The following is an 18,516-nucleotide window of genomic DNA, read 5'->3' as shown; positions in this document are numbered from 1 at the left end:
GGATGGACCGCATGTCACAGACCAACAGCCCGCTGCCCCGCCAGGTCGCCGACACCTTCGTCGACGAGCTCATCGCCCTCGATCCGATCACCGGTACGTTCCTCGGCGTCAAAGAGAGTTCGAGCCGTCTGCCCGACACCTCGCCGGCCGGCGGTGAGGCGCTCGCCCGGCTCCAGCGTGACACGCTCGCCAAGCTCGACGAGGCCGAGCGGCAGCCCGGCGCGGACAGTGACATCGAGCGTCGCTGCGCACGTCTGCTGCGCGAGCGGCTCACCGCCTCCCTCGCCGTGCACGAGGCGGACGAGAGCCTGCGTTCGGTCAGCAACCTGAGCTCGGCCGCGCACGCGGTGCGCCAGGTGTTCACCGTGACCCCCACGGCCACCGAGGAGGACTGGGCGGCGGTCGCCGAGCGGCTGCGCGCCGTGCCGGCCGCGCTGGAGGGCTACCGGCAGTCCCTCGAACTCGGCCTGGAGCGGAAGCTGCACGCCGGTCCGCGCGCCACCGCCACCTTCGTCCGACAGCTCGGCGAATGGGCCGACACGGGCGACGGCCGGGGCTGGTTCGAGCAGTTCGCGGCGTCCGGGCCCGAGGCGCTGCGCGCCCAGCTGGACGAGGCGGCCCGCTCCGCCACGCAGGGCGTCGTGGCGCTGCGCGACTGGATGAAGGACGTGTACGCGCCGGCGATCGAGGGTGCCCCGGACGTGGTGGGCCGCGAGCGGTACGCCCGCTGGGTCCGCTACTTCAACGGCACCGACCTCGATCTGGACGAGGCGTACGCGTACGGCTGGTCCGAGTACCACCGGCTGCTCGGCGAGATGAAGGCCGAGGCCGAGAAGATCCTGCCCGGCGCGGCCACGCCGTGGGTGGCGCTGGCGCACCTCGACGAGCACGGCACCCACGTCGAGGGCGTCGACGAGGTGCAGCGCTGGCTGCAGTCCGTGATGGACGAGGCCATCGAGAAGCTGGACGGCACCCACTTCGACCTGGCCGAGCGGGTCCGCCGCGTCGAGTCCAGGATCGCCCCTCCCGGCAGCGCGGCGGCGCCGTACTACACGCCTCCGTCGGACGACTTCTCGCGCCCGGGCTGCACCTGGCTGCCGACCATGGGCCAGACCCGGTTCCCGGTCTACGACCTGGTCTCGACCTGGTACCACGAGGGCGTGCCCGGCCACCACCTCCAGCTGGCGCAGTGGAAGCACATCGCCGAGAACCTCTCCCGCTACCAGGCCAGCGTGGGCATGGTCAGCGCCAACGCCGAGGGCTGGGCGCTGTACGCGGAGCGGCTCATGGACGAGCTGGGCTTCCTCACGGACCCGGAGCGCCGGCTCGGCTACCTGGACGCGCAGATGATGCGGGCCGCGCGGGTCATCATCGACATCGGCATGCACCTGGAGCTGACGATCCCGGACGACTCCCCCTTCCACCCCGGGGAGCGCTGGACGCCCGCGCTGGCGCAGGAGTTCTTCGGCGCGCACAGCAGCCGCCCGGCGGACTTCGTGGAGAGCGAGCTGACCCGCTATCTGTCCATGCCGGGCCAGGCCATCGGCTACAAGCTGGGCGAGCGGGCCTGGCTGCTGGGCCGGGAGCGGGCCCGTGAGCGGCGCGGCGACGGCTTCGACCTCAAGGCCTGGCACATGGCGGCCCTGTCACAGGGATCGCTGGGCCTGGACGACCTGGTGGACGAGCTGTCACAGCTCTGACGCTACGTCAGCGGCGGAAGTCACCCTCGGAGTTGACGACCTGCCCGGTGACCCAGCGCGCCTCGTCCGTGGCCAGCCATGCGATGAGCCGCGCCGGGTCGTCGGGCCGGCCCCAGCGTCCGGCCGGGAACCGCGCGGCCACGGCCACGTGGACCTCGCCGGTCGCATAACCCGTGTCCACGGGGCCGGGGTTGACGGCGTTCACCGTGATCCCCCGCTCGGCGAGGGTGGTGGCCAGGGAGCGGGTGACGGAGGCAAGCGCGCCCTTCTGGAGGGCGTAGGCGATCTCGCCGGGCATCCCGCCGCCCTGGTCCTGGCCGGAGGTCATCAGCACGACCCGGCCACCGGGCTTCGCCTGCCGGGCGTACGCCTGCACGAGCAGCAGCACCGAGCGGGTGTCCACCGCCCAGTGGGCGTCCAGCATGGCCGCGTCGATCGAGTCGAGAGTGCCGTCGGAGCCGCTGAGCGCGTGGTTGGCGACCAGGATGTCGAGGCCGCCGAACTCCCCGGCGACGGTGTCGACGAGCCGGGCGGGCTCCGCGGGATCTGCCAGGTCGCCGGGTCCGGCGACGACCCGCGCGCGTGGATCGCCGAGTGCCTCGCGCACGGAGGCGACGACGTCCTCGGTCCGGTCCGCGCCCCAGGGCATGGCGGAGTCGGGCGGGACGTGATGGTGCAGATGGACGCTCGCCCCATGGGCGGCGAGCCGCCGGGCGACGGCATGCCCGATACCGGCCCGCCGACTCGCACCGGTGACGAGGGCGGTACGGCCACACAAGGGCAACGACTCGCGGCGAAGTTCTTCGGGGATCCCGGGCACGGCGCATCATGCTAGGGAGCCGGTGCGGGAGGCAGCGACCGAATAAGCGACGAATAAGCGACCGAATAAAGGCGCGGTGCTTGAGGGCGCTGTGCCGTTCGGGTGTGCTCCGGTGGCGGTGGCCGGGCGCAGGCGGCTTGCTGGTGCGGGGGCCACCGGACAGGAAGCGAGCCGCGCATGCAGACCTCCACGCCCCCACGGCAGTCGCTGCAGACTCCCCGTGTCGCCGGTGTGGCCGGCATCGTCTTCGCCCTGCTGCTGGCCGCCGCGATCGTGCTGATGCGGCTGGGCATCCCGCAGGGCGCCGACGCGGTCACCACCCAGGCACCGGACCCCGCCCGGCGCAGCGCCGTCCACTGGGCCCTCACGCTGGTACCGTTCGCCGGCATCTTCTTCCTCTGGTTCGCCGGCGCGGTGCGCAGCCATGTCGGTGACAGCGAGGACCGGTTCCTCGCCACCGTGTTCCTCGGCAGCGGGCTGGTCTTCACGGCCACGATGTTCGGTGCCGCCGCGGCGGCCACAGCCGTGCTGGACACCGCGCATCCGGCGGGTACCTCGCCCTCCCGGCCCACCTGGGACTTCGGCCAGCACTTCGCGTACACGCTGATGACCGGGTACGCGATGCGGATGGCGGCCGTCTTCGTCTGCTCCACATCGCTGATCGGGCACCGACTGGGCATCCTGCCGCGCTGGCTCACGGTGCTGGGTTTCCTCAGCACCCTGGTCCTCCTGTTCGTCTCGTCCGAGGTGCCCTGGGCAGAGCTGGTGTTCCCGGGCTGGTCGCTGCTGCTCAGCCTGTACCTCGTGGCGGTGGGCTTCCGCCGCGCCACCGCGGCACCGGCGTCCTGAGGGCTCACCCGTTCGGAAGGCCTCGGCGCGCGGCGCCGGGCGCGGGCTCCCATGCTGGCGTGCGGGGAGTTCTCCGCCGTCCGAGACCGGACGGACGCAACGGCGGTACGCACGACACCTGGCCACCGGAAGGGCGAAGCCATGACGCGCCTTGTCGTCGATCTCAACAGATGTCAGGGATACGCGCAGTGCGCGTTCCTCGCTCCGGACGTCTTTGCCATGCACGGCGAGGAATCGCTCGTCTACAACCCGCACGCCGAAGCGGAGCAGCGGGAGCGGCTGGCCCGCGCCGTCGCCGCCTGCCCCGTGCAGGCGATCACGGCCGACGGCCTGAACGGCGCCGCGGGGAGGACCTCCGATGCCACCCACTGACTATCTCGACTGGCTCCGGCGCGAGGGCCGGATCGTCGTCGTGGGTGCCTCGCTGGCCGGGCTGCGCGGTGCCGAGACGCTGCGCGACGAGGGCTTCACCGGCGAACTCACCATGATCGGCGACGAGCCGTACGAGCCGTACGACCGGCCGCCGCTGTCCAAGGCGGTGCTGCTCGGCAAGGCGTCCCCGCACCACACCGAGCTGCCCCACCGCCGGGAGATCGACGCGAAGTGGCGGCTGGGGGTCGCGGCGACCGGTCTGGACATCAAGGCCAAGCGGGTACGGCTGGCCGACGGCGACGAGGTCGAGTACGACCGGCTCCTGATCGCCACCGGAGTGCGCTCCCGGCCCTGGCCCAAGGAGGACGAGGCCCGGCTGGACGGTGTGTTCACCCTGCGCACCCGGGACGACGCGGCCGCCCTGCTGCGGCGGATGAAGGCCGGGCCCCGCCGGGTGTTCGTCATCGGCGCCGGCTTCACCGGTTCGGAGATCGCCTCGGCCTGCCGGGACCAGGACATCTCGGTCACCGTGGCGGAACGCGCGGGCGCGCCGCTGGTGGGCGCACTGGGCGGGGTGATCGGCGCGGTCGCGGCCGACATGCAGCGCGACAACGGGGTGGACCTGCGTACCGGGGTCATGGTCACCGCGCTGGAGGGGGACCCGGCGGGCCGGGTGCGCGCCGTCCATCTGTCCGACGGGAGCATCGTCGAGGCGGACGTGGTGGTGGTGTCGCTCGGCGCGACCCGCAACACCGACTGGCTGGCCGGTTCCGGTCTCGGTGCGGGCCCCCGGGGCATCGCCTGTGACGCGGGCTGCCGTGCCTTCGACTTCCGGGGCATCGTCACCGACGACGTCTTCGTCGCCGGCGATGTCGCCCGGTCCCCGCACGCGTTGTTCGGCTACCAGTTCCTGTCCCTGGAGCACTGGGGCAACGCGGTCGCCCAGGCCGAGATCGCCGCGCACAACATGATCAGCCCGAGTGCCGAGCGCAGGCCGCATCTGTGGGTGCCGGCGTTCTGGTCGTCGCAGTTCGGCGTGAGCATCAAGTCCGTCGGCGTGCCGACGATGGGCGAGCAGCTCATGATCACACAGGGTTCGCTGGCCGAACGCCGCTTCGCCGGGGTGTACGGCCACCAGGGCCGCATGATCGCCGCGGTGAGCTTCGACAACACGCGGTGGCTGGAGTTCTACCAGCGGGAGATCGAGAGGGGCGCCCCGTTCCCGGTGGAGTACCCGACGATGGACCGCCGTCCCGAGGGCCGGGTCCCCGTGGACTCCGACTTCCCGGACCCCGCCCTGCCGACGCACGGCGCGACGGTGACCCTCACGGGTTACTCGCCGGCCGACCGGCAGCTGCTGTTCACCCCCGCCCGCCACTGAGCCGTACGTCTCCGCCCAAGGAACCCTCATGACGCAAGCCTCGCTGGTGCGCCAGATCACCGACTTCGCCAACCGCGCCAACCCGTACCCGCTGTACGAGGAGCTCCGCAAGACCCCGGTGCTGCACGAGGAGGAGGGCGGCCCGTACGTCTTCAGCTCGTACTACGACATCGAGGCGCTGCTCCACGACCCGCGGATCAGCTCCGACGCCGCCAATCTCGCGGCGGCGAGTACCGACAAGCGCTCCCAGGCGGAGCAGACCGGCCTGCCGCCCTCCTTCCTGCGGCTCGATCCGCCGGAGCACGACCGGCTGCGGCGGATCACCAACAGCGGCTTCGGCCCGCCCCACCGGCCGCACCGGATCAATGACCTGGTCCCGGACATGGAGCGGGTCGTCACCGAGCTGATCGACGGCTTCGGGGACGCCCGGCAGATCGACCTCGTCGACCAGTTCGCCTACCCGTTCCCGGTCACGGTCATCTGCCGGCTGCTCGGAGTGCCGCGCGACGACGAACCGCGTTTCCGCGCCTGGGTGGACCCGCTCGTCGCGAACCTCGACCCGGACACCACCAAGAACGCGGACCCCTCGTTCTCGAAGGCCGCGCAGGAGGCCCGGATGCAGCTCGGGATGTATCTGGCCGGGCTGGTGGAGGAGCGCCAGAAGGAGCCCCGCGAAGACCTGCTGTCCGACCTGGTCAACAGCCATGGACCGGACGGGCCGATGACGATGATGGAGGTGCTCAGCACCTCGGTCCTGCTGCTGATCGCCGGTCACGAGACGACCGTGAACCTGATCACCAACGGCATGCTCACCCTGCTGCGCAACCCGGACGTCCTCCAGCGGCTGCGTGAGGAACCGGGTCTGGCCCCGAACCTCGTGGAGGAGTTGCTGCGCTTCGAGCCGCCGGTGCAGATGGTGCCGCAGCGCACCTGCATCACGGACATCGAGGTGCGCGGGGTCACCATTCCCAAGGGCTCGCGGATCTGGCTGATGCTGGCGGCCGGCAACCGGGACCCCGAGCGCTTCCCCGATCCCGAGCGCTTCGACCCGGACCGCCGGGACGTCCAGCACCTCGGTTTCGGCAGCGGCATCCACATCTGTTTCGGCGCCCCGATGGCCCGCCTGGAGACCCAGCTCGCGCTGACCCAGCTGGCCCGCCGGCTCGACAGTCCGCGGCTGGTCGAGGATCCGCCGCCCTACCGTCCCAACGCGGTGCTGCGCGGACCGCGCCATCTCAACATCGCCATCGACGGGGTGAAGTGACGTCCGGTCAGGATTCGATCCTGCGCAACCGCACCAGTCCCAGCCAGGTTTCCGGGCCGGGCCTGGTGTAGGCGGCGCGCACCTCGTAGGTGCCGGGCTCCAGCGGGACCCGCAGATGGTCCCCGCCCTCGGCTTCGCCGCCCGGCCAGGCGGAGTCGAACAGGACGACAGGGCCCGGGACCTGCCAGTGGATCTCGTTCTCCCACACGGCGCTCTCGAGCGCGGCGGGGACCTGGGCCAGGAGTTCGTCCTCGGAGTTGGCGGCGGACCAGCGTACGAACGTGCCGTGGTCCGGCAGGAAGGACGTCGAGGCGGGTTCGTCGCCGAGGACCAGGGCCGCACTGTCCCCGACCGGGAGCAGTCCGACATAGCCGTCGACCTCGCAGGCCCGGTCGTAGTCGGTGGCCAGCTCCTCGCTGTCGGCTCCGGCCCAGAACGGCAGGACCGTCTCCGGGACCGCCACGAGCGGGCCACCGCCCGACTCCACCCACTCCACCGCGCCTGGATCCGCATAACGAGTCATGGGGGTGAACCTACACGTACAGCGACGGCACAAGTTCGCCCCCGGGAATCAGCAACCGCAGCCGCCCTCGACGGGTGCGGTCAGCGGGTCCGGAGCCCGGTGCGCCCGGCCCTGCCAGGTCTCGAACTCGAAGCCCTCACGCACCCAGTACTCGAACCCGCCGAGCATCTCCTTGACCCGGTAGCCGAGTTCGGCCAGCGCGAGGGCGGCACGGGTCGCGCCGTTGCAGCCGGGACCCCAGCAGTACGTCACCACGGGCACGTCCCGGTCGAGGAGCCGGGCCGCCCGCTCGGGGATGAGCGCGGTCGGCAGGTGGACGGCGCCGGGGATGTGGCCCTGGTCCCAGGACTCGGTGGAGCGGGAGTCCAGGACGGCGAACCCGGGGTCGCCGTCCGCGGCGAGGGCGGCGGCCACATCGGAGACGTCGGCGTGGAAGACGAGGCTCGCCCGGAAGTGGGCGGCGGCCTCGGCGGGTGCGGCGGGAGCGACGCGCAGAACGGGGTTGTCGATGGTGGTGACGGTCATGTCGGGCCTTTCGCCGGCCGCCGGTGTCGGCGGTTCTCCATGACCGGAAATCTACGGCCGGTGACCGACCGCCCTGAAGGTACGATCCCCGGCCGCGACCTTGTCCGGCCGGGGATTCACTGTTATCCATCCCCCATGACCGTGTTTTCCCCGGACGCCACCGACTGGCGCATCCTCGATGTCCTCCAGCGCGAGGGCCGGGCCAGCTTCGCCGAGCTGGCGCGTGCCGTCGCGATGTCCCCGAGTGCGGTGACCGAGCGGGTGCGCCGGCTCGAGGAGGCGGGCGTGATCCAGGGGTACGCGGCGGTGGTCGACCCGGAGCGGCTGGGCCTGCCGGTCCTCGCCTTCGTCCGGCTGCGCTACCCGAACGGCAACTACAAGCCGTTCCACGACCTGGTCGCCGCCACGCCCGAGATCCTGGAGGCGCATCACGTCACGGGCGACGACTGCTTCGTCATCAAGGTCACCGCCCGCTCGATGCGCCACCTGGAGGAGATCTCCGGCAAGATCGGCACCCTGGGTTCGGTGACGACGAGCGTCGTCTACTCCTCGCCCCTCCCCCGCCGCGCGATCGGCACCTAGAGCACCTGGAGCACCTGGACCCCGCGCTGCCGCAGCGCCGAGCCGGATCTGCCCTTCACCACCTCCAGTTGGGCGTGGATGCGGCGGCGCAGGTCGGCGACATGGCTGACGATGCCCACGCTGCGGTCGCGTTCACGCAGGGAGTCGAGGACGTCGAGGACCTCGTCCAGGGTCTGGTCGTCGAGGCTGCCGAAGCCCTCGTCGATGAAGAGGGTGTCGAGCCGGACCCCGCCGGCCTCGTCGGTGACGACGTCCGCGAGGCCGAGGGCGAGCGCGAGGGAGGCGAAGAATGTCTCGCCGCCGGACAGGGTGGCGGTGTCCCGCTCGCGTCCGGTCCAGGCGTCCACCACATGCAGCCCGAGGCCGCTGCGGCCTCGGCCGGTGCGGTCGTCGGAGTGGACCAGGGTGTAGCGGCCGGAGGACATGCGGTGCAGGCGCACGGTCGCGGCGGCGGCGACCTGTTCCAGGCGCGCGGCCAGGACGTACGACTCCAGCCGCATCCGGCGCTCGTTGTCGGCGGAGGTGCCCGCGGTGAGGGCGGCGAGCCGGGCGACCCGCTCGTACTCCTCGCGCAGCGGCCCGAGCCGGCGTACACCTTCGGTCGCGCGGGCGGACAGCCGGTCGAGTTCGGCGCAGCAGCGGGCGGCCCGGTCGCGGGCGGAGGCGGCGTCGCGCAGGCGCTGGGCCGCCGTGGCGGCGTCGCGCTCGGCCGTGTCGAGGTCGGCGGGCGGCTGCTGGGCGGCGGCCGCGGTGTCGGTCTCCGCCAGCACCGCGCGCACCGCCGCCTCCTCGGACTGCCACTCGTCCAGGCGCCGTTGGAGTTGGCGGTGGGCGTTGTCGTCGAGGAGGGCGGCGGCCGCGTCCTGCGGGGTGTCGAAGCCCGCCCGGTAGGCGGCGTCGGCGAGCCGTGCGTCAGTGTCCTTCAGATGCCGGGCGGCGTCGTCGGCGGCACGTGCGGTGTCGGCGGCGTCGGTGAGCAGTGCCACCTGCCGCTCCAGCTGCGCGGCCCGGGCGGCGACACTGACCGCGCCGTCCCTGGCCTTGACCAGCTGTTCCTCCAGGGAGGCCTGTTCGGCGCCGAGGCCCTCACGCCGGGTCAGCCTGGTGGCGGCCCGGACCTCGGCCTGCTGCCGGCCTGCCAGCCGGCGCTCGCGCTCCTGCTCGGCGAGCCGCAGCTCCTCGTGCGCCGCGTGCAGAGCGGAGGCACGCCGCCGGACCTGCGCGTACTCCTGCTCCAACTCGTCTACTTGTGCGGCGAGTTGACTGGTGGGTGTGTCGGCCGCCTCGGCGGTGGCAGCGGCCAGTGCCTCGCGGACGGTGCCGAGGTGCCGCTCGTCCTGGGCGCGCTGTTCGTCGGCGCGCTGGTAGTCGGCGAGCGCACGTTCCTCCGCCTCCCGGTCGACGTGTCCCGCGAACTTCCGCGCGGGCGCCGGGTGTTCGGTGGAGCCGCAGACCGCGCAGGGCTCGCCGTCGGTGAGATCGGCGGCCAGCTCGGCGGCGATGCCGTTCAGCCGCTGTTCCTTGAGGTCGAGCCAGTGGGCCCGCGCGTCGACGGCCTGTCGCGCGGAGGCCAGGGCCCTGCGCTGTGCCTCGTCGGTGTCCCGGCCCAGCTCGTCCCGCAGCCGCGCCGCCTCCAGCCGCCGGCGGGCGGGCTCCCGCTGTACGGCGAGCTGCTCGGCGCGGGTCGCGGCCTCATGGGCGGAGTCGATACGGGTCTGCAGCCCCGCGCGCACGGCGTCCCAGTCGGCGAGCCAGCCCTCGGCCTCGCGCAGGGCGTCCTGGTCGTCCCGCTCCTGCCGGTCCAGCCGCCCGCACTCGTCGACGACCTCGGCGAGCCGTCGCTCGGCCCGGCGCGCGGACTCCAGCCCGCCCAGTTCCTCGGCGGCCCGGCGGGCAGCGGTGGCGAGCCCTGCCGCACCGGCTCCCGCGAAGGTCTCCGGCAGCAGTCCGCGTGCCCGTGCCTCGGCGGCGGCCGCCCTGCGGTGCCCGGCCTCGGCGGCCTCCCGCAGCTCCAGCGCCGGCGCCACCGCCGCCGCCTGCCGCCCCCGCTCCATCCGCGCCTGCGCCTCGTCTCGGTCCCCGGCCCGCTCCTCCAGCCGTACGGCCCGCTCCCTGGCCTCGGCGAAAACGCCCTGCAACCGAGCCAGTTCGCGTACGTCGGCCAGCGCACGGTCGGCGGCGAACTGGGCGGACTCGGCCGCGGTGAGGCGGCAGTGGGCGACGGTGAGGCGCTCGCGCGCGGTGCTGCGGGCGACGGCGGCGGCGGTGAGGACGGCCTCGGCGAGACCGGGCTCGCCCGGGGCCAGCTCCGGCAGCTCCATCGCCTCGCCGGCTTCCTGCTGCATGCGGTGTGCGTCGGCCAGCAGCGCGGAGTCGCCGTCCCGCACCCGGGCTTCGGTCGCCTTCCGGCGCTCGGCGAGGCGTTTCTCGACGTCGGCGAAGCGCCGGGTGTCGAAGAGGCGGCCGAGCAGCTGACCGCGGGCGCCTGCGTCGGCGCGCAGGAAGCGGGCGAAGTCGCCCTGGGGAAGCAGGACGACCTGGCAGAACTGCTCGCGGCTCATGCCGAGCAGCTGGCTGATCTCCTCGCCGATCTCCTGGTGCGAGCGGCTGAGGTCCTTCCAGGCGCCGCCTGTCGTGTCGTACTCGCGCAGCCAGGTCTGGGTCTTGTCCAGGGTCGTCCCGGAGCCGCGTTTCTTGGGGCGCTCCCAGGGCGGCTGCCGGGTGACCTCCAACCTGCGTCCGCCGACGGTTAGTTCGAGGCGGACCTCGGTGCGGGTTGCCGGGTCGGCGTGGTCGCTGCGCAGGGTGAGGCCCTGGCCGCTCTGGCGGGCGCCGGGGACGGTGCCGTAGAGCGCGTAGCAGACCGCGTCCAGGACGGAGGTCTTTCCGGCGCCGGTCGGGCCGTGCAGGAGGAAGAGTCCGGCGGCGGAGAGTGCGTCGAAGTCGACGCTCTGGGTGCCTCCGAAGGGGCCGAAGGCGGTGATGTCGAGCCGGTGGAGCCTCACTGGGCGGCCTCCGTGTTCCGTCGCGCGTACGTCCTCACCGCGCCACCTCCCGCACCGCGGCGTCCGCGCGCACGGCGTCGAAGGCCTCGCCCAGCACGGTCAGTTCCCGCTGGTCGGGGCCCGCGCCGCGGACATGGGCGACGAAGTCCTCGGCGATCTGGCGGTCGGTGCGGTCGGCCAGGCGGCGGGCGTAGGTCACGTCGGGGTCGTCCGGGGCGCGGTCGGGGGCGAAGACCAGGCTGAGGGTGTGCGGGAAGCGGTCGGTGAGGCGGGCCATCGGGTCGGCGGGGCGGACCGGGTCGGTGAGGGTCGCCTCGATCCAGGCCTCCTCGTGCCGTGTCAGGGCGGGGTCGGCGAGCAGGTCTTCGAGCGTGCCGCGGATGCGGGCCAGCGGCCGCGGGACCGGGCAGTCGAGGCGCTCGGCGGTGACGGTGCCGCCGGCGGCCAGGTCGACGAGCCACATGCTCTTGCGGTGGTCGGCCTCGGAGAAGGAGTACGCCAGCGGGGAGCCGGAGTAGCGCACGCGCTCGGTGATGGTCTGGCAGCCGTGCAGATGGCCCAGCGCGACATAGTCGACACCGTCGAAGACTCCGGCCGGGACGGCGGCCACCCCGCCGACGGTGATGTCCCGCTCGCTGTCGCTGGCCTCGCCGCCGGTGACGAACGCGTGCGCGAGGACGACGGAACGCGTGCCGGGCGCGCGTGCCGCGAGGTCGGCACGGACCCGGTCCATGGCGGCGGCCAGCACCGGCTCATGCCCGGCCTTCTCCACGGCGAACTCGTCCCTCACCAGGGCGGGTTCGAGATAGGGCAGGCCGTAGAAGGCGACGTCGCCGAAGGCGTCGGGGAGGACGACGGGTGTGCCGCAGGCCGACGGTTCGGTGCGCAGATGGATGCCCGCGCGGTCGATGAGGCCGGCGCCGACGCCGAGTCTGCGGGCCGAGTCGTGGTTGCCGGAGATCATCACCGTGGGCACGCCGAGGTCGGCGAGCCGGTGCAGGGCGTCGTCGAACAGCTCGACCGCGGCCAGCGGCGGGACCGCGCGGTCGTACACGTCTCCCGACACGACCACGGCGTCGACGGCGTGCTCGCGCACGGTCGCCACGAGGTGGCCGATGAACTCGGCCTGGGCGCCGAGCATGTTCACCCGGTGGAACGCCCGGCCGAGGTGCCAGTCGGAAGTGTGCAGGAGTCTCATGATCCCCGAGGTTAACGGCCGGGTCTGACATCACGGACGGTTACTCCCGTATCAGCCCGTCATGAGGCGAATGAAATGCGGGGGTTATGTCCGTTTGGTTCGGATCGTCACGCGTCTCCGTAGGCCTCGCCGCCCAGTTCGAGGCTCGCCGTGCCCGCGGTGGCGTCGGCGAGCCACGCGCGGAACGTGTCGACGTCGGCGTCCGGCAATCCGATCTCGAGGGTGACCGCCTCGCCGTAGCGGACGTCTCGGACCTCGCGGCCGGTGGCGCGCAGGTCGTTCTGGACCTTGCCGGCGCGCTGGTGGTCGACGGTCACCGTGGCCAGCCGGAAACGGCGGCGGGTGATCGCGCCGAGGGTGTCGAGGGCCTCGCCGACCGCGCCGCCGTACGCGCGGATGAGGCCGCCGGCGCCGAGCTTGACCCCGCCGTAGTAGCGGGTGACGACGGCGACGACGTAGCGCATGTCCCGACGCAGCAGCATCTGGAGCATGGGGACGCCTGCGGTGCCGCCCGGTTCGCCGTCGTCGCTCGCCTTCTGCGTGGAGGCGTCGGCGCCGATGACGTAGGCCCAGCAGTTGTGCGAGGCGTCGGCGTGCTCCTTGCGGACGCGCGCGACGAAGTCCTGGGCCTCCTGCTCGGTGGCCGCCGGGGCGAGGGCGCACAGGAAACGGGAGCGGTTGACCTCGGTCTCATGGGTGCCCGCGCGGGCGACTGTGCGGTACTCGTCCTGCATCCGCCCAGCCTATGCGGACCCGCGAGCCCGTCCGGCCCGAGGCGGGACTACTCCTTCCCGCCCCGCGGCACCCTCACCTCCGTCAGCAGTGCCGTCCCCGGGCCCAGCGCCGCCCACCCCGCCCCGTGCCAGGCCAGGACGGCGATCGCCGACGTCGGGAACTTCTTCCGCACCTGCTCCAGGGTGTCGTCCAGGCCGTCCCCCGCCAGTTCCAGGACCAGTTCCTCCAGTCCGGGGTTGTGCCCGACCAGCAGCAGCGTCTCCACCTCGGCCGGGACCTCGCGCACGACCTTTAGGAGATCGGGTACGTCGGCCGCGTACACCCGCCGGTCGTGGCGCACCGGCGGTGGTGTGCCCCACTGGCCGGAGGCCAGGTCCCAGGTCTGCCGGGCGCGTACCGCGGTGGAGCAGACCGCGAGGTCGGGCAGGCAGTCGGACTCGGCGAGGGCGCGGCCGGCGGCGGGGGCGTCGCGGCGGCCGCGGGCCGCCAGCGGGCGCAGGTGGTCGGGTACGCCCTCGGGCCAGGCCGACTTCGCGTGCCGCAGGACGACCAGGCGGCGCAGCGGCCCCGCGCCCGCCCGGGCCGTCACGCGGCGCTCCCGAGGTCGCGGGTGAGGTCGAGGGCGAGCAGCCGGTCGGCGTAGGCGCAGGTCTCGAAGCGGGCGCCGTCGGGGATCTCGGGCTGGTTCTCCATCCAGCGCAGGACGCCGAGCACCCCGGGCACGTCGAGGTCGGCCTCCCAGGCGTCCCGCAGCCGCCCTCGCACCTTCTCGGGCACCGGCCGGGAGGGGCTGCGCGACCACTGGGCCACGGCCTGCCTCAGTCGCCCGAGCCGCCGCCCTGCCGCGTCGAGGGCACCGGCGCCGAGGTGTACGGCCGTGCCGCGCGGGGCGTCGAGAAGAGCGAGCCGGAGTGCGGCGGGGTCGGCCAGCGCGTTGAGGACACCGGCGTCGGGGCCGCCTGCGGGGGCCACGGTGACGGTCACCCCGGCGCCGGGCACGGTCACGCCGTCCGCCGCCACGTGGACGACCTGCGCCTCACCCAGTCCCGACGCGAGGTCGCGGCCGTCCTCGAAGGGGCGGATGCCGAGGGTGGTGGCGGCGGCGTGCAACTCGGCCTGGTGGTGGTCGGCGGTGAGCAGGGGCAGGACCGGGGTGCCGCCGATCTCCAGGGCGCGCAGGAGCAGGTCGGTGGTGAGCAGGACCCGCAGCGCCGTCAGGTCGTACCCGGAGGCATGGGCCTCGACCCGGGTCAGGGCGCGGCGGGCGGGGGCGGCGGGGACGGTGTCACCGGTCTTGGCGTCGAGGATGCGCAGCACGGGCTGAGCGTAGGCGGGTGGAAGGCCGTACGCAGGCACCTTGCGCCGATTCCGGTCACCGTGGCGGGACATGCGGGACATGGGACACCTTCTGCCGCGAAGACTGTTCCGACGGTACTGCGCGGCTCCGGCCCAGGCCAGGGAATCAGGGTCCGGGCGGACGCTGTTGGTCACGACAGATGTTCCCCCGAGCCGAGGAGGCCGACGGTGTACGGCGACGAAGCGACGATCCGCAGAATCCTGACCGAGAAGGGTGACACCTGGGCGGTGGTCGGCCTGTCATCCAACCGGGGACGCGCGGCGTACGGAGTGGCGCAGGCGCTGCAGCGGTTCGGCAAGCGGGTCGTGCCGGTCCACCCCAAGGCGGAGACGGTGCACGGGGAGCAGGGCTACGCCTCGCTCGCGGACATCCCCTTCGACGTCGACGTGGTGGACGCCTTCGTCAACAGCGAGCTGGCCGGTGCCGTCGCGGACGAGGCGGTGGCGAAGGGCGCGAAGGCGGTGTGGTTCCAGCTCGGGGTGGTCGACGAGGCGGCGTACGAGCGGGTGCGGGCCGCGGGTCTGGACATGGTCATGGACCGCTGCCCGGCCATCGAAATTCCCCGCCTGGGCCGGGACTGAGCGCTGGATTTGAGGAAGATCTGAGCTTGCCTGTCTTACCCTCTTCTCACTTATCGCAGCTGAATACGGACATTCCGTGACCCTCGCTGACCTGTGCAAAAGCTTTGGCCAAGACAGGAAAGATCGAGGGTCAAATCTTTGGCAACACTCTTCTCCGATTGCAGTACGCACCCTTAGCTTGTGCCCTCTTGCCCGTTAAATCTGCGTTCAGAAACTGAGAGGCCACTTGACATGGTGAGCGTCGATAAAGCCGCGACGGAGGACATCGCACCTTCGGGCGGTCTGAGGCGGGACGTCGGGCTGATCGGCCTGATGTGGGCCTCTGTGGGCTCGATCATCGGCTCCGGATGGCTGTACGGCGCCCAGAAGGCCGTCGTACAGGCCGGTCCCGCGGCGACCATCTCGTGGGTGGTCGGCGCGATAGCGATCGTGCTGCTGGCACTGGTGCACGCCGAACTCGGCGGCATGTTCCCGGTGGCGGGCGGTACGGCCCGCTACCCGCACTACGCGTTCGGCGGCCTGGCCGGCATGTCCTTCGGCTGGTTCTCCTGGCTCCAGGCGGCGACCGTGGCCCCGATCGAGGTCGAGGCCATGATCGGTTACGCCGGTCACTGGAAGTGGGCCCAGCATCTCGAGCACACCGACGGCACCCTGACCGCCAGCGGTCTACTGGTGGCCGTCGTGCTCATGGCTCTGTTCGTCGGCGTCAACTTCTTCGGCGTGCGGGTGCTCGCGCACACCAACAGCGCCGCCACCTGGTGGAAGATCGCCGTGCCGCTGGCCGCGATCTTCATCATCGCCATCGGTAACTTCCACCCGGCCAACTTCCACTCGGAGGGCTTCGCTCCCTTCGGTGCCAAGGGTGTGCTCACCGCGATCAGCACCAGCGGCATCATCTTCGCCCTGCTCGGTTTCGAGCAGGCCATCCAGCTGGCGGGCGAGAGCCGGAACCCCAAGCGCGATCTGCCGCGCGCCACGCTCGGCTCGGTCGCGATCGGCGCCGTCATCTACGTCCTGCTCCAAGTGGTGTTCATCGCCGCGCTGCCGCACAGCACGTTCGCGCACGGCTGGGCGCACCTCTACTACAAGGGGATAGAAGGCCCGTGGGCCGGCCTCGCCACCCTGGTGGGCCTCGGCTGGCTGGCCTGGATCCTCTACCTGGACGCGATCATCTCCCCCGGCGGCACCGGCCTGATCTACACCACGGCCACCTCCCGGGTTTCCTTCGGCCTCGCGAAGAACGGCTACGCGCCGAAGATCTTCGCCCGGACCGACGCCCGTGGTGTGCCGTGGTTCGGCCTCATCATGTCCTTCGTGACCGGTGTGATCTGCTTCCTGCCGTTCCCGAGCTGGCAGCAGCTGGTCAGCTTCATCACCTCGGCGAGCGTGCTGATGTACGCCGGTGCGCCGCTGGCGTACGGCGTCTTCGCCGACCGGCTGCCGCACCACGAGCGGCCGTACCGGCTGCCCTTCGGCAAGGTGATCTCCCCGCTGTCGTTCGTGGTGGCCAACCTGATCATCTACTGGTCCGGCTGGGACACCCTGTGGCGGCTGGGTATCGCGATCGTGCTCGGCTATCTGCTGCTCGGCGGCTACGCCTTCTACGCCCACAGCAAGAACCTGCCGGATGCGCCCCGGCTGGACTTCCGGGCCGCGCAGTGGCTGCCCTTCTATCTGGTGGGCATGGGCCTGATCTCCTGGCAGGGCGGTTTCGGCGGCCAGGGACATATCGCGCTGTGGTGGGACATCCTGGTCATCGCTGTCTTCTCGGTCGGCATCTACTACTGGGCCAAGGCGACCGCCTCCCCCGCCCAGGACATCGAGCGCAGCATCGACGAGGTCGTGGTCACCGACGCCCCGGCGCACTGACCCCGCCCGACGCCCATGTCCCGCGTCCCGTCAGCCACGGCGGCCCTGCCGTGGCTGACGGGACACCGTCATAATGCGGGGGTGATCCCCAACTCCCCCTCCGAAGAACGCCCTGCGGTCGTCGTCATCGGTGCCGGACCCGCCGGACTGACCGTCGGAAACATCCTGCGGGCCGCCGCCGTCGACTGTGTGGTCCTGGAGACCGAGAGCAGACAGTTCATCGAGACCCGGCCCAGGGCCGGGGTCCTCGAGGAATGGGCGGTGCGCGGCCTCGAGCAGCGCGGTCTGGCCGACACCCTGCTGGCCTGGGCGCAGGTGCACAGCGAGTGCGAGTTCCGCTTCGGCGGCGAGCGCTTCCGGTTCGACTACGGTGAGTTGACGGGCCAGCACCACTATGTCTATCCGCAGCCGTTGCTGGTGACGGACCTGGTGCGCGAGTACGCCGACGTCCGCGGCGGGGACATCAGGTTCGGGGTGCGGGACGTCACGCTTCACGACCTGGGGACGGACCGGCCCACCGTGTCGTACCTCGACCCCGCGAGCGGTCAACGGCACGTCCTGCACTGCGAGTTCGTCGCGGGCTGCGACGGGGCGCGCGGGGTGACCCGGAACGCGATACCGGACGGGCGGGTGCGGGTCTCGCGGCAGGACCACGGCATCGGGTGGCTGGCGCTGCTCGCCGAGGCGCCGCCGTCCTCGGACTGTGTCCTGTTCGGCGTCCATCCCAACGGTTTCGCCGGGCACATGGCGCGCAGCCCCGAGGTCACCCGCTACTACCTGCAGTGCCCGCCGGGCCACGACCCGGAGAACTGGTCGCACGACCGGATCTGGGCCGAACTGCGCGAACGGCTCGGCGCGGCCGGGGCGCCGCCGCTCAACGAGGGGCGGCTGATCGAGAAGCGCGTGCTGGACATGCACAACTACGTCGTCGAACCCCTGGTGTTCGGCCGCCTCTTCCTGGCCGGCGACGCCGGGCACCTGACCGCGCCGATCGCCGCGAAGGGCATGAACCTCGCCCTGCACGACGCCTTCCTGCTGGGCGACGCGATCGCCGCGCACGTCACCAAGGGCGACGACTCCGGCCTGGACGGCTACTCCCACGCCTGTCTGCGCCGGGTCTGGGACTACCAGGAGTTCTCCGAGTTCCTGTCCGGCATCTACCACGGCACCTCGTCCGGCGATCCGTTCCTCGCGGGCACCACGCTGGCCCGGCTGCGCAGACTGTTCACCTCACGTGCGGCGGCGACGGCCTTCGCCGAGCAGTACCTCGGTTCGGCCGCCGCCTTCTGAACGCTACGCCGGACCGTGTTGCCGACCCCCCTCTTCAGCAGGAGCTTCGACAGCGGTTTCGGTCAACCGGTGGTCCGCCACCTTCAGCGCCTCGTCGACCAGCCGGCGCAGATGACCGTGGCGCAGCGAGTACACCACCCGGCGCCCCTCCTTGCGTGTGCCCACCAGACCCGCGAGCCGCAGCCGGGCCAGATGCTGGCTGACGGCGGGGCGCGCGGCACCGCACACCTCCGTGAGCGTGGTGACGTCGGCCTCCCCCGCCGTCAGGGCGTGCAGCAGGGTCAGCCGGGTGCGGTCACCGAGCAGGGCGAGGAGTTCGGCGGCGAGCGCGAACTGTTCCTCGCCCGGGCTGCGCGGATGCGCATGCTGCGCAGGTGATAGGTGCATGCGTGCGCTCATACGCACATAATGGCCTTGTGGGTGTCGCATGTCCACGTCCCGAGTCCCGCGCACCGGAGAGGGGAG

At 72.2% G+C, this 18,516-nt stretch carries 18 protein-coding genes; 9 read left to right on the top strand and 9 right to left on the bottom strand.

From position 1 onward, the window contains the following. Positions 1-11: 11 nt before the first annotated feature. Entirely contained in the window at positions 12-1,700 is a 1,689-nt protein-coding gene (locus tag ABTY98_RS19570) for a DUF885 domain-containing protein (RefSeq protein WP_352222168.1), read from the top strand. 7 nt (positions 1,701-1,707) lie between these two features. Here the strand turns inward: ABTY98_RS19570 and ABTY98_RS19565 are convergent, their stop codons facing one another. After that, entirely contained in the window at positions 1,708-2,520 is an 813-nt protein-coding gene (locus ABTY98_RS19565) for an SDR family oxidoreductase (RefSeq protein WP_352222167.1), read from the bottom strand. 177 nt (positions 2,521-2,697) lie between these two features. Between ABTY98_RS19565 and ABTY98_RS19560 the strand changes: the two genes are divergently transcribed. The 4 genes from ABTY98_RS19560 (at position 2,698) to ABTY98_RS19545 (ending at position 6,386) form a co-directional block, all read left to right on the top strand. Beyond that, positions 2,698-3,369: a hypothetical protein gene (locus ABTY98_RS19560; RefSeq protein ID WP_352222166.1), complete on the top strand. Its 672-nt coding sequence runs from the start codon at positions 2,698-2,700 to the stop codon at positions 3,367-3,369. A gap of 141 nt (positions 3,370-3,510) precedes the next feature. Beyond that, positions 3,511-3,741 (top strand): ferredoxin, encoded by a 231-nt coding sequence (locus tag ABTY98_RS19555; RefSeq protein WP_352222165.1) that lies wholly within the window; start codon positions 3,511-3,513, stop codon positions 3,739-3,741. Then, on the top strand, positions 3,728-5,122 hold the full coding sequence (locus tag ABTY98_RS19550) for an NAD(P)/FAD-dependent oxidoreductase (protein WP_352222164.1): 1,395 nt from the start codon (positions 3,728-3,730) through the stop codon (positions 5,120-5,122). The genes ABTY98_RS19555 and ABTY98_RS19550 overlap by 14 nt, the downstream gene beginning before the upstream one ends. 28 nt (positions 5,123-5,150) lie before the next feature. Continuing rightward, positions 5,151-6,386, top strand: coding sequence for a cytochrome P450 (locus tag ABTY98_RS19545; RefSeq protein WP_352222163.1), 1,236 nt, complete (start codon positions 5,151-5,153; stop codon positions 6,384-6,386). A 7-nt stretch (positions 6,387-6,393) separates the two neighbouring features. Here ABTY98_RS19545 and ABTY98_RS19540 read toward each other — a convergent pair whose 3' ends face one another. After that, positions 6,394-6,909, bottom strand: coding sequence for an immunity 21 family protein (locus ABTY98_RS19540; RefSeq protein ID WP_352222162.1), 516 nt, complete (start codon positions 6,907-6,909; stop codon positions 6,394-6,396). Between the two features lie 48 nt (positions 6,910-6,957). Further along, positions 6,958-7,434, bottom strand: a complete 477-nt coding sequence (locus ABTY98_RS19535; RefSeq protein WP_352222161.1) for a rhodanese-like domain-containing protein — start codon at positions 7,432-7,434, stop codon at positions 6,958-6,960. A gap of 135 nt (positions 7,435-7,569) precedes the next feature. On the opposite strand from ABTY98_RS19535, the gene ABTY98_RS19530 reads away from it, so the two are divergent. Continuing rightward, a complete protein-coding gene (locus ABTY98_RS19530; RefSeq protein ID WP_352222160.1) occupies positions 7,570-8,016 on the top strand; it encodes an Lrp/AsnC family transcriptional regulator in 447 nt (148 codons plus the stop codon). Here the strand turns inward: ABTY98_RS19530 and ABTY98_RS19525 are convergent. The 5 genes from ABTY98_RS19525 to ABTY98_RS19505 form a co-directional block, all read right to left on the bottom strand. After that, on the bottom strand, positions 8,013-11,021 hold the full coding sequence (locus ABTY98_RS19525) for an AAA family ATPase (protein WP_352222159.1): 3,009 nt from the start codon (positions 11,019-11,021) through the stop codon (positions 8,013-8,015). The two genes, ABTY98_RS19530 and ABTY98_RS19525, sit on opposite strands and share 4 nt — an antisense overlap. Before the next feature lie 34 nt (positions 11,022-11,055). Next, complete coding sequence (locus ABTY98_RS19520; protein ID WP_352222158.1) at positions 11,056-12,219, bottom strand: exonuclease SbcCD subunit D; 1,164 nt, start codon at positions 12,217-12,219, stop codon at positions 11,056-11,058. 107 nt (positions 12,220-12,326) lie between these two features. Next, positions 12,327-12,953: a YigZ family protein gene (locus ABTY98_RS19515; protein WP_352222157.1), complete on the bottom strand. Its 627-nt coding sequence runs from the start codon at positions 12,951-12,953 to the stop codon at positions 12,327-12,329. 47 nt (positions 12,954-13,000) lie between these two features. Then, a complete protein-coding gene (locus ABTY98_RS19510; RefSeq protein WP_352222156.1) occupies positions 13,001-13,543 on the bottom strand; it encodes a SixA phosphatase family protein in 543 nt (180 codons plus the stop codon). Continuing rightward, positions 13,540-14,271, bottom strand: coding sequence for a hypothetical protein (locus ABTY98_RS19505; RefSeq protein WP_352222155.1), 732 nt, complete (start codon positions 14,269-14,271; stop codon positions 13,540-13,542). Before ABTY98_RS19505 ends, ABTY98_RS19510 begins: the two co-directional genes overlap by 4 nt. 207 nt (positions 14,272-14,478) lie before the next feature. On the opposite strand from ABTY98_RS19505, the gene ABTY98_RS19500 reads away from it, so the two are divergent. From ABTY98_RS19500 to ABTY98_RS19490, 3 genes are all read left to right on the top strand, one after another. Then, a complete protein-coding gene (locus tag ABTY98_RS19500; RefSeq protein WP_352222154.1) occupies positions 14,479-14,892 on the top strand; it encodes a CoA-binding protein in 414 nt (137 codons plus the stop codon). 231 nt (positions 14,893-15,123) lie between these two features. Continuing rightward, positions 15,124-16,761 carry an APC family permease gene (locus ABTY98_RS19495; RefSeq protein ID WP_352222153.1) on the top strand — a complete coding sequence of 546 codons (1,638 nt, stop codon included), beginning with the start codon at positions 15,124-15,126 and terminating at the stop codon, positions 16,759-16,761. A gap of 81 nt (positions 16,762-16,842) precedes the next feature. Continuing rightward, positions 16,843-18,051, top strand: coding sequence for a 4-hydroxybenzoate 3-monooxygenase (locus ABTY98_RS19490; RefSeq protein ID WP_352222152.1), 1,209 nt, complete (start codon positions 16,843-16,845; stop codon positions 18,049-18,051). A gap of 3 nt (positions 18,052-18,054) precedes the next feature. Here the strand turns inward: ABTY98_RS19490 and ABTY98_RS19485 are convergent, their stop codons facing one another. After that, positions 18,055-18,450, bottom strand: a complete 396-nt coding sequence (locus ABTY98_RS19485) for an ArsR/SmtB family transcription factor (RefSeq protein WP_352222151.1) — start codon at positions 18,448-18,450, stop codon at positions 18,055-18,057. Positions 18,451-18,516: the final 66 nt, after the last annotated feature.

Source organism: Streptomyces sp. NPDC096040, assembly GCF_040303265.1.
Classification (GTDB): Bacteria; Actinomycetota; Actinomycetes; order Streptomycetales; family Streptomycetaceae; genus Streptomyces.
Note: the sequence above shows the minus strand (reverse complement) of the source record. Positions and strands in the feature narration are given on the sequence as shown.

Bases quoted from the DNA above. Each gene is read 5' to 3' on its own strand.
- ABTY98_RS19555 (WP_352222165.1), top strand. From the start codon at position 3,511: ATGACGCGCCTTGTCGTCGATCTCAACAGATGTCAGGGATACGCGCAG.
- ABTY98_RS19560 (WP_352222166.1), top strand. From the start codon at position 2,698: ATGCAGACCTCCACGCCCCCACGGCAGTCGCTGCAGACTCCCCGTGTC.
- ABTY98_RS19485 (WP_352222151.1), bottom strand. From the start codon at position 18,450: ATGAGCGCACGCATGCACCTATCACCTGCGCAGCATGCGCATCCGCGC.
- ABTY98_RS19535 (WP_352222161.1), bottom strand. From the start codon at position 7,434: ATGACCGTCACCACCATCGACAACCCCGTTCTGCGCGTCGCTCCCGCC.
- ABTY98_RS19495 (WP_352222153.1), top strand. From the start codon at position 15,124: ATGGTGAGCGTCGATAAAGCCGCGACGGAGGACATCGCACCTTCGGGC.
- ABTY98_RS19540 (WP_352222162.1), bottom strand. From the start codon at position 6,909: ATGACTCGTTATGCGGATCCAGGCGCGGTGGAGTGGGTGGAGTCGGGC.
- ABTY98_RS19570 (WP_352222168.1), top strand. From the start codon at position 12: ATGTCACAGACCAACAGCCCGCTGCCCCGCCAGGTCGCCGACACCTTC.
- ABTY98_RS19550 (WP_352222164.1), top strand. From the start codon at position 3,728: ATGCCACCCACTGACTATCTCGACTGGCTCCGGCGCGAGGGCCGGATC.
- ABTY98_RS19515 (WP_352222157.1), bottom strand. From the start codon at position 12,953: ATGCAGGACGAGTACCGCACAGTCGCCCGCGCGGGCACCCATGAGACC.
- ABTY98_RS19520 (WP_352222158.1), bottom strand. From the start codon at position 12,219: ATGAGACTCCTGCACACTTCCGACTGGCACCTCGGCCGGGCGTTCCAC.
- ABTY98_RS19545 (WP_352222163.1), top strand. From the start codon at position 5,151: ATGACGCAAGCCTCGCTGGTGCGCCAGATCACCGACTTCGCCAACCGC.
- ABTY98_RS19530 (WP_352222160.1), top strand. From the start codon at position 7,570: ATGACCGTGTTTTCCCCGGACGCCACCGACTGGCGCATCCTCGATGTC.